Origin of the sequence: Janthinobacterium sp. TND4EL3, from assembly GCF_900156175.1 — a bacterium.
GTDB lineage: Bacteria > Pseudomonadota > Gammaproteobacteria > Burkholderiales > Burkholderiaceae_D > Janthinobacterium.
The window spans coordinates 62138-71539 of record NZ_FTMV01000023.1; the positions used below are offsets into that span (position 1 = coordinate 62138).

Here is a 9402-nt window from a genome sequence, read left to right on the forward strand (position 1 = left end):
TTCGAACAGAATAAGGTATCCGATGAACTTGTCCTGCCGTGACCAACCCTTTTTCACTCAAGCATTCATGATCGTATTCGTTGTGAAACGGCTTATGATAGTGTAAACGCCTCATTTTCATCTCGGACAACATGATAAAAGCTATCTCTATTGCAGAAACTAACTATCCCGGAGTCACTAAGATCACCGCCGACGGCTGGGACGGTCAGGTCTTACGGATGTCCTACGCAACGTGTTGCAAGTGGATCGCGTCCGCCGCACAGCCTCAGCCAGCAGGTGTCTATATGCTCTATGCGGATCATTTCGACCGGGCAACCCATGGAAATCAGCTCTACGTAGGGCAATCTGGCACGATAGGACAGAGACTCGGACAGCATGATGGCAAGAAGAAATTCTGGACAGCCGTCATGGTGTTCAGCTCGGCTGGCGACTGGATGAATGTTGCGTACACCGTGAACATCGAACGGCAGTTCATCAAGTGGGCGAAGCCGGCGAACCGCTACGATCTCGACAACGGGAACGATGGTCGGGAGGAGCACTTGGGCCAGGAGGACCTAGCACGCCTTCAGACCTTTCTTGCTGGGGTCCAGTCTGTCCTGCACCTGGCTGGTATTGATGTGTTTGAACCCAACATGGATGGCACTTTCAGCTTTACTTTTCATAAAGAAGTGACATCCCATTTGAAGATTATTAAAGGTTCTCCTAACCCCGCGGTGACGATCGTGGCTGGGAGCCGGATCTATGGGCTTAAACAGGCAAAAGTGAGTCAGGCGAACCTGAATGGCGTTACTCACGACCCCGAAAAACAAATCCATACCTTTCACGAGTCCGTTGACCTAACGCTGGACGGTCCAGAATTTTTGTGGAAACTGTTCGATCGTCTTGTATCCTCGTGGAAATCCCGGTCAGGAATTTCCTTGATGGCCACGCTGAATGCGCTTTACCCTGCAGTGTAGCGTTCCGCTGCGGCGCAGGTATCCCTGGTGGCGGACTTTCGCACGTGAAACTCCGGCCCGGCTCGCAACCCCTAGCGCAATCGCCCCATGCCCGATTCCACAACGCTACTCGCAACTGCGCCGCTCACACCCGCCGACTTCGTTGCGGCCAAGGTGCGTTCTTTCCTTGCAGGCTACGCGGTGTAATCGGTACGGGTATAGGTGATGGGGGTTAGGACGACATGTGTGTTCTGGCTCATGGTGCTGTCTTCTCCACATCATCTTTCGGGGGGCCATTTCGCTCTGGATTGTTCTCCTCTAGCGCAGGGCGATGCCCGTTCCAGAATCCTGCGAAGACGGTGCGTAAGGCAAAAAACCAGGCGTAGACCGAAGCGTTCGATTGGCAAGCGCCGTCGGACAGCAGGCCATGCGCCAACAAGTTGCGCAAATTGGGCCCGTGCCGATCACAAAAAAGCGCGCGCACTTCGAAGGTATGGTCCTCCCCAAATACGGGCACCATCTTCTCGCGTCCTATCAAAGACGATAGCCCCATCTCATCGCTGATGCCGTCGATGAACGTCGCCGTATGCTCCCCTGCATTTTGCAGATGAAAGCGCACCAGGTGTTCAATCTGCGGCACCAGTATATGCAGCGCGGTAGTGAAGTCCAGGCTGTACCCAGCATAGAGTCCTTTGCCGAACAGATAGGCACGCTCGGGTGGCACCAGCGGCGAGTTGCGGGCTAGGGCCACAAAATCATCCAGAGTGAGGGCATGTTCAAAGCGTACCTCATCGAGGGCATGCAGGACGAGAAACGCCACCCTTGGCATGGTCGTCTGTGCGAAGTAATCGACCATACTGGCCAACAGCGCGGCCTCTTGCATGTCGCCGGTATCGTCCACGCTGGCACCGGGACGTGCCGCGATGACTCTTCCATCGGGCGACATGAGCGTGGTGCTGAAGAGGGCCGAAATGGGGGATTCCTGCGCCCGCTGTGCGGCGCTCGCGCGATGCTCCGCGATGGCAGGCCCGTGATATATGGCGGTGAGGTGGAGGAGGGCATCGACCGCTGTTTTTCCTTTCACAGCCTGCCGCACCTCGGCGACGTGCGCTCGCACATCCGGTCCTTTGGTGGTGATGATGTGCATCTCGCCGATGGCCTGCTCGCCGGCTGCATTCATCGCTTGCCTGAGAACGTCAATCCGGTGAGCGATATTGCGTGCTGTTCGCGCCTTTGCTGGCACCGAGCGCAGAAACTGGATCGCCTTCTCATAACCACTTGCAGCGACGGCGCTCGATGGGGTAGGGCCTTGCAGCCGCTGTTGGGCTTCGCCTGCCCAGGATTCTGCCATCGCCACCGTCATCTCCACGGCGTTGTTGCTGTCGGCTGCTTTGTTGTACCACCGCCCGGCGCGTTCATAGGAGCCACGGGCACCTGGCAGGTCCCCTGCGGCGCTCCTGTTGCGCCCCATGGTCGCCAGCTTGTCTGCCAACTGACGTGCCTGGGGCTTGGCCAGATTGTTGCGGTACAGGGCATCCGAGAACCAATGCGGCGCGTTGCGATGCTCGCCATTGTCCTGCGCCTCGTCGAATGCGTGCAACAGCGCCGCTTCCATCTCCGCGATGTGTGCGGCGCCCGCTTTACCTAGGCCGGCGGCCAACTGTAAGGCGCGCATCCAGTTGCTGCGTTCACCTTCAATCCAGGTGGCTGGTTGTGCTGGCAGCTGCCGGTATGCGTCTATGGCCTGGATGGCGTAGCGCACACCGCGTTTTCTGTCGAGCATCCAGATCAGGTCCGCCGATCTGGCACGCAGCAGACGATGTTCGGCCCCGTCGCTGAGGGTAGCCAAAAGCTCCATATAGTCGCGAAAGTCGCCCGGAATGGCGGTACGCCGGTCGCCCCATTCAATCTCCGGCTTAAAGGGCTCTGCTGGGGTCTCTGGTGTGAGCATCATCGACATGATGTCATCGAGGAAACCGAAGGCGGTACCGTGCGCAGTCTCAGTGTTGGCTTTGCGGGCCGCAGTTAACGCCGCGTGTACGTCGATATAGCTGGTGGGAGACACATCTCGTAGGAGATCGTTATAGCCGCAAGCGCGCAGGGCATCGGCGGTGAGCGCATGGTACGAGGGTGAGTCGGGTTGCTTTGTCATTGTTAAGGCGTGGATCAGTTGAGGGGTATGAGGAAGCGAAACAGCTGAAACTAATTATTAAAATAAATAAGGGGTGCCGCTCGTATCAATCGTTCTCTCTACGGCGTTTACGTTTCGCACTGCATTGACGTCGCTCGACTGCGACAGGATTTTGCGCCTTTTCGGTTTGGCTACATCTTCATGAAACTTCATAGAGCGAAGGAGTCGAGTAACAGCTAATGGCACCTTTCAGTCGATATCGTGAAGATCACTTGATGATGTCGCAAAACTGTGGGCGAATAATAAAGTCTGACACAGGCGGCATATACGAATCAATGACTTATGAGAACTCTGCTCCGGCAGGTCAATAATACAGTCTGACACACCCCTCAGAAATCAGTCGTTTTCGTCTTGTACACCAAGTGTGAAAATAATTGTGTTTGACACCAAATGGCCAGCAAACCCGCATTGTGCCGTGGCGCGAACCGGAAACCGCACCAACATGGTGCGGTTTGGTGTCAAACTCTATTGTTTAGTGTCAAACTTTATTGTTCGACCACATTTACATCAGAGCGTTTGCGTTTTTTCGGCAGGATATATCTCAGAAAGGATTTTTACAATTTACAATACTTAATATAGGCTAAGTATGATAGGGTAAATAGCAGGTACGTTTATGCATGAAAAATACCGGTTTAAATACCGCTGTTTGGTCGGTCGTGCTATGCTCTTTTTCACCCACGCCGCCGTGATGTCTGCGCCGGCAGACCCGATCGATTGCGCTCACCATGCACCCACCACCAGACCCGCTGTTCCCACCGCCGCCAGCACCGGCATCGCTGCCGCGCAACGCCGGCCGGCCGCGTTTTGCACTCACTGACGATGAGGCGCGCAGCCTGGTGATGCAACTGGGCGATATTCATACCCGTCACGCCAACAACCCCCGCCAGCATCGTCCCTTCGTGCACGATTTTTTACGGGCGGTGCATCACGCGACCGGGCGCATTTACAGCGCCGGGACCTATCGCAAGCTGCTGCAGGCGTACGCGCCCGAACGCACGCCATCGACGACCACCCTCGAGACCGAAAAAAACTTGCTGGAGCATGACCTGAAAAGCCGCGCGGTGTCGGTCGGCATCGCTGCGGCAACGCCACTGCCGGCAGCCGCAGCAGCGCCATCGGTCCCCGCACCGGCGCCGGCGCGGGAAACGGGACTCGAACTGCAGCAGATCATTGGCTTGCTGCACCACCTGGCAGCGCGACTGGATCAACAGGATCGTGCGTTCGCCGGCCAAGATCGCTCCGCTGGCTTGCAGGCCCACAACGACTATCTGCGCGAGCGTCTCGCCGTCACCGAAGAGGATTTAAATGAAACCCGGGCGCAGGCCGCCCGCATGGCGCTTGAGGCGCAAGCTGCCGCCGCCCAGGCAGAGGAACGCGCGCGCGAGTTGGCGGTGCTATACCAGAACGTCAAGGACCAGGCGGCGGCGCTGGGCGCGATGGCGGAAGAATTGCATGGTAGCCGGCAGTTTGCCATGCAGGCCATCGATGGCGTGCGCGGAGAAACGCGCGCGGCCAAAGAGCGCTGCGCGCAGCTGGAGCAACAACTCAAAGACAAGGAGCAGCAAGTGGACATGTACCGGCAAATGGCGTTCAGTAAAGGAGGTCCAGCGCGATGACCGGACTGACCCCCTATTCCCACGGCGCCGGCCAAATGACGGTTGCCGCCCCACAGCCGGTGCACAGCCTGGGGCCGGTCGCAGACGACTGGGAAGCGATCAATGTGTGGCTGGCCGCGGTGGCCGACAACAGCAGAAGCGGTTCCAATGAAACGCTCAAAACCTACCGCTACCATCTGGCCAAGCTGCGCTGGTATTGCGAGCGCGAACTGGGACGTCCGCCGTCGACCTGGACCCTGCAAGATGTCAAAACCTTCCGCAACTACCTGGCACAGCTGCCTGCTTCGTCCTTGCGTACTATCAATATCGCACCTGGTGCGCCAGACTACTCACCGTTCCAGAAGCAGCCCGGCGTCAGCACCCAGTCCGACATCATGCGCTTTACCAAGGCCATGTTCAGCGCCCTGCATCGCACCGGCTATCTGCGCCTCGATCCGATGGCGCTCGTCCAAGCGCCGAAGCAGCGCCGCTTGGACAAAAAACGCGCCGTGGGGGATGATTTGTTTGACCTGGTGCTGCAGGTGATGGCGGAGGCGCCGCGGCCGACCCAGAAAGACCATCAGATTTACCTGCGCGACTGCTTCATCTTCATTTGCCTGCGCGAGTCGGGACTGAGGGCGTCGGAACTCATCGGGGCGAAAATGGATGCCGTCGGGTTGCTGTACAACCCCAACAGCGGCAACACCTACTGGGCCATGACGGTCAAGGCAGAGACGGCCAAGGGCGGCAAACAGCGCACGGTACCGGTGAGCGTGGCGTTCCTGGAAGCTTTTATTGCCTACCGGCGCGCGTTCGGACTGGACCCGATGCCTGGGCCGGACCCCCAGCAGTATGGGCTTGTGCTGTCAGTGCGCACCAAAAAAAGGGAGATCGGGAGCCGGATCAAGAGCGCGTCGGACCGGCGGCTGTTTGGTGAATGGCGCGACGTGGGGAGCCGGCAAGGACTGCACGGCATCATCAAAGGTCGGATACGTGATGCAGTCCTTCTGCTGGAGCAAGCCGGTGATGGCGCAAGCGCAGCGCATTTGGCTCGGGTATCGGCACACTGGCTGCGGCATACCTTCGCGATGACCTCGCTCTTGTCGGGTCAGGATCTGCGTAGCGTGGCCACGTCGCTGGGCCATGCCAGCGTCGACACGACGATGGGCTATACGGAGCAGGACGCGATCGATCTGATCGAGAGTTGGGAACGAGAAACGCCAGGCCGCGTGGCCCGCGCGGGCCCGGCGGATAGCATCAAGTGAACAGGAGATAAATTTTTTGGCAGGCTTCACTCCAGATGCTTCAGCCGTCCAACTAAATGTAACGAGGAAAATTCTCGCGTTTTGTTGACTGTTAACCGGATAACGGATAATATGAAAGTATGCCAATTCAATCCTTCGCTTGTCCCGACACGCAAGCCCTGTTCACCACAGGCAGGAGTCGCCGATTCGTCAACATTAAGAACGTAGCCGAGCGCAAGCTGGCCCAGCTCGACGCGGCTCCCTCGGTGAATTTCATGAAGGCGCCGCCGGGTAACGACCTGAAAGAGTACGACGGCGCTTGGCATGTGCGGATTAACGACCAGTGGCGTCTGACCTTCAAGTGGGGTGATAGCGGCCCTTATGAAGTGCTGATCGAAGACCCACACTGAGCGGGGCCTAGCCCCGCATAGAAAAACCTGAACAGCCACGGAGGGCATTATGTTCAAAAATGGTATGCGTCCTATCCACCCCGGCGAAATTTTGGTCGAGGACTACATTAAGCCCATGGGCGTCAGCGTGCGCGCTGTGTCTCTGGCCCTGCACGTTCCGTACTCTCGTCTCAGCGAGATCACCAAAGGTGAGCGCGGCGTCTCCGCTGATACGGCACTTCGCTTGGAGCGCTATTTTGGCAGTGAGGCTCAAGGATGGTTGAATCTCCAAAGTGCGTATGACCTGCGTATGGCCGAGATATCCGCTGGCAAAGCCATCGCCAAAGCGATCAAGCCGCTTGCATTGGCATAGCTCAAGGATCGCCCAGCAGCCCTCACGAGGGTCGGCCCGGATTCTTGTAAAAATCCCCAAAATTTGACCTAAGTTTTTGTTTTTAAAGAATTTTAATTCTGATTTTTGTTGCGATATCTCTTCATTTTGACTGGCGGCCGGCTGTCCAGACCAGTCTCTAGCTCTTCTCTTAGCGTCAATCGAAGTAATTGTGCATACACCCCAGCGCCCGTAAGTCCCTGAATTTACGCCAATCCCGTTTTTGATGGGTACACTTTTACTTCGCATGTGTTCGAAGTAAAGTTGCGACATCCTTGAAATGCGCGGCAAAAGTGCTAAATTGTATAAAAACCAGCGGAGATCCGCATGGCGCCTGGCAATTCACACTCACGCTTCACTCATCCGATCGATAGCGAGCGGCCCAAAGGCGCGTCGCGCTTTGAGTTTTTCGCCCCCAAGCTCAAGCGCCGAGTGACGCTCTTCGACCCGTTCCATGTTCGGCTTTGGGCGCTCCTCGAAAGTAATCCCCGGGTGTTTCGTTATTGCGAGCGCCCAGCGTACTGGCGTCATGACAACAGTCGGCAACTGCTCGATTTTTGGGTGAGGGCTGGGCGACGCGAAATGTGCTGGATCGTTACGCCCACGCCACAACCGGCCCGGGCTGGGGTCCTGAGTCCCGACGACGATATCGGTGTGCGATATGTGCATGTCCAAAATCTTGCCGCCCACAGCATCTGGATCGAGAACTGGATGCGCATCCTGCCCTACCTTGCGTCGAATGAGCGCTTTGTCAGCGAAAGGTTGTTGCTCGATGTCGAGCGGGCGACATCGACCGCGCCAACGCTGGGGCAACTCGAACGCGACTTTCAGCCATATGACACCGTGCTTGTCCGCACCGCGGTATTCCTGTTACTGCACAGAGGGCGCATCAAGGCGAAGTCATTGCGTGATCGGCCGTTGGGGCCGGCGATCGAATTGCTGAAGGAATCGATATGACTGGCCGTCGCAGCGCCGCTGTGACGGATCGCGCCGACCCGACATTGTGGCCGACCGTGGCTTGGCCAACCCTCTCTGGAGATCAACAAAAAATATTTCGCGCCCGTGAAGAAGCGGTTCGGCTGTATTGTCAGCGCGCCTCCCTGCGTGCCATCGAGGCCGCCACCGGCGTGCCGTTCAGCTCCGTGCGCCGGCTCTACGAACGCTGCCTACAGACCCATGCCGACGGACGTCTGCAGGGCTTGCGCGCACTCGTTCCCTACGAACACGTCAAGTCCTACCGGCGCTCGGCAACGAGCGTCCGATCCGGTCCTGCTGGCAAGGCTGGCGCATTCCAGCAATTGCTGGAACGTCACCCTGAGCTGGAAGTCCTGATCGTCCATGAGCTGCAAGCACACCACGTCGTTTTAAGAGACGGGCCAAACGGCCTTGTTGTCAGCGGGCTGAGCGCACTGCATAAGCGCTTTCGCCTGCTTTGTCTTGAGCTGGGCCTGACGCAACGGGACTATCCCCTGGTTCAGCACGAGCAAGGGATCCGCAGCTTGGCCGCGGCGGTCAAGTCCATCGCCACGCGCTCTTTTGAACTGGCAGCGCGCGCCGCGCTCGCGCAAAAACGCTCCGGCGGTGTACGTCCGAACGCCGAAGGCCTGCCATTGGTCGCGACCATCCCGTTCGATGCCGTTGAATTCGACGGACACCGGGTCGACGTGCGGCTGCGCATCGTCTTTGAACGCGTCGCCGGCGTCGAGGAATCGTTCGAAATCGATCGCGTCTGGCTGCTCAGTATCATCGACATTTGCAGTCGGGCGATCTTGGGTTACCACATCGTGCTCGAACCGGAATATAGTCGCTTCGACGTACTCAAGACGGTCGAGCGGGCTCTTGTCCCGTGGCGCCCTCCTGCCCTGACTATTCCCGGCCTGCGCTTTGCCTCTGGCGCCGGCATGCCTTCCGAGCGCTTCCCGGAACTTGGCTATGCGCTCTGGAACTTGTTCCGCTTCGACAATGCGAAAGCCAATCTCGCCGAGGACACCTTGCGCGTACTGACCGATATTGTCGGCTGTGGCGTCCATGCCGGTCCTGCTTACCGCCCCAACGAGCGCCCCCATATTGAACGTTTTTTCGGCATGTTGGCATCAGTCCTTGCGCACCGCTTGCCCGGCACCACGGGCACCGGCCCTGCCGATCCCCGTCGTCACCTTGCGGAACTGACCGGCACAGCGCCGGCCGTGGTCCGGCTCGACGAATTGATGGAACTGACCGCGGTGGCGATCGCCAACTACAACGCCGCTTCGCACACTAGCCTGGGCGGCCGTTCGCCTCTGGAAATGCTGGGCTATTATTTGCGCGAAAAACAGAGTGCGCTGCGCTGGCTGGCCGAGCCCATGCGCCGCAACCTGTGTCTGCTCCAGCACGAACACGAAGGACACGTGCGTGGCAGCATCGTCAAGGGTGTGCGGCCCTATATTCATTTCTTCGGCGCGCGCTACACGAGCCATGCTCTGGCCGGGCGGGCGGACCTGATTGGCAAGCCGGTGCTGCTCTATTTTGACACCGAGGACGTGCGCGCATTGCGCGTATTCGACGCAGCCGGACGTGAGCTATGCGGGTTGTGTCGCGTTGTTGATCCGAAGACGGAATTTTCCAGGAAAGGAACTGGGGTGCCTCAAACTGGACGGACCTGTGCTGCCAGCGCATAA

At 58.2% G+C, this 9402-nt stretch carries 8 protein-coding genes; 7 read left to right on the top strand and 1 reads right to left on the bottom strand.

What is annotated here, in order from left to right; genetic code table 11:
* Nucleotides 1-131 precede the first annotated feature (131 nt).
* A complete protein-coding gene (locus BXA07_RS26215) occupies nt 132-956 on the top strand; it encodes a GIY-YIG nuclease family protein (protein ID WP_076572381.1) in 825 nt (274 codons plus the stop codon).
* A gap of 235 nt (nt 957-1191) precedes the next feature.
* Here BXA07_RS26215 and BXA07_RS26220 read toward each other — a convergent pair whose 3' ends face one another.
* A complete protein-coding gene (locus BXA07_RS26220) occupies nt 1192-3087 on the bottom strand; it encodes a DUF4209 domain-containing protein (protein WP_076572383.1) in 1896 nt (631 codons plus the stop codon).
* 764 nt (nt 3088-3851) lie between these two features.
* Here BXA07_RS26220 and BXA07_RS26225 point away from each other — a divergent pair.
* The 6 genes from BXA07_RS26225 (at nt 3852) to BXA07_RS29855 (ending at nt 9402) form a co-directional block, all read left to right on the top strand.
* Complete coding sequence (locus BXA07_RS26225; RefSeq protein WP_076572385.1) at nt 3852-4742, top strand: hypothetical protein; 891 nt, start codon at nt 3852-3854, stop codon at nt 4740-4742.
* Nucleotides 4739-5986 carry a tyrosine-type recombinase/integrase gene (locus tag BXA07_RS26230; protein ID WP_076572387.1) on the top strand — a complete coding sequence of 416 codons (1248 nt, stop codon included), beginning with the start codon at nt 4739-4741 and terminating at the stop codon, nt 5984-5986. The genes BXA07_RS26225 and BXA07_RS26230 overlap by 4 nt, the downstream gene beginning before the upstream one ends.
* Nucleotides 5987-6105: 119 nt before the next feature.
* Nucleotides 6106-6375 carry a type II toxin-antitoxin system RelE/ParE family toxin gene (locus BXA07_RS26235; RefSeq protein ID WP_070223560.1) on the top strand — a complete coding sequence of 90 codons (270 nt, stop codon included), beginning with the start codon at nt 6106-6108 and terminating at the stop codon, nt 6373-6375.
* Nucleotides 6376-6424: 49 nt separating this feature from the next.
* A complete protein-coding gene (locus tag BXA07_RS26240; protein WP_070223558.1) occupies nt 6425-6727 on the top strand; it encodes a HigA family addiction module antitoxin in 303 nt (100 codons plus the stop codon).
* 345 nt (nt 6728-7072) lie between these two features.
* On the top strand, nt 7073-7702 hold the full coding sequence (locus BXA07_RS26245; protein ID WP_076572389.1) for a hypothetical protein: 630 nt from the start codon (nt 7073-7075) through the stop codon (nt 7700-7702).
* Nucleotides 7699-9402 carry a Mu transposase C-terminal domain-containing protein gene (locus BXA07_RS29855; RefSeq protein ID WP_083708559.1) on the top strand — a complete coding sequence of 568 codons (1704 nt, stop codon included), beginning with the start codon at nt 7699-7701 and terminating at the stop codon, nt 9400-9402. Before BXA07_RS26245 ends, BXA07_RS29855 begins: the two co-directional genes overlap by 4 nt.

Bases quoted from the DNA above. Each gene is read 5' to 3' on its own strand.
- BXA07_RS26215 (WP_076572381.1), top strand. From the start codon at position 132: ATGATAAAAGCTATCTCTATTGCAGAAACTAACTATCCCGGAGTCACT.
- BXA07_RS26220 (WP_076572383.1), bottom strand. From the start codon at position 3,087: ATGACAAAGCAACCCGACTCACCCTCGTACCATGCGCTCACCGCCGAT.
- BXA07_RS26225 (WP_076572385.1), top strand. From the start codon at position 3,852: ATGCACCCACCACCAGACCCGCTGTTCCCACCGCCGCCAGCACCGGCA.
- BXA07_RS26230 (WP_076572387.1), top strand. From the start codon at position 4,739: ATGACCGGACTGACCCCCTATTCCCACGGCGCCGGCCAAATGACGGTT.
- BXA07_RS26235 (WP_070223560.1), top strand. From the start codon at position 6,106: ATGCCAATTCAATCCTTCGCTTGTCCCGACACGCAAGCCCTGTTCACC.
- BXA07_RS26240 (WP_070223558.1), top strand. From the start codon at position 6,425: ATGTTCAAAAATGGTATGCGTCCTATCCACCCCGGCGAAATTTTGGTC.
- BXA07_RS26245 (WP_076572389.1), top strand. From the start codon at position 7,073: ATGGCGCCTGGCAATTCACACTCACGCTTCACTCATCCGATCGATAGC.
- BXA07_RS29855 (WP_083708559.1), top strand. From the start codon at position 7,699: ATGACTGGCCGTCGCAGCGCCGCTGTGACGGATCGCGCCGACCCGACA.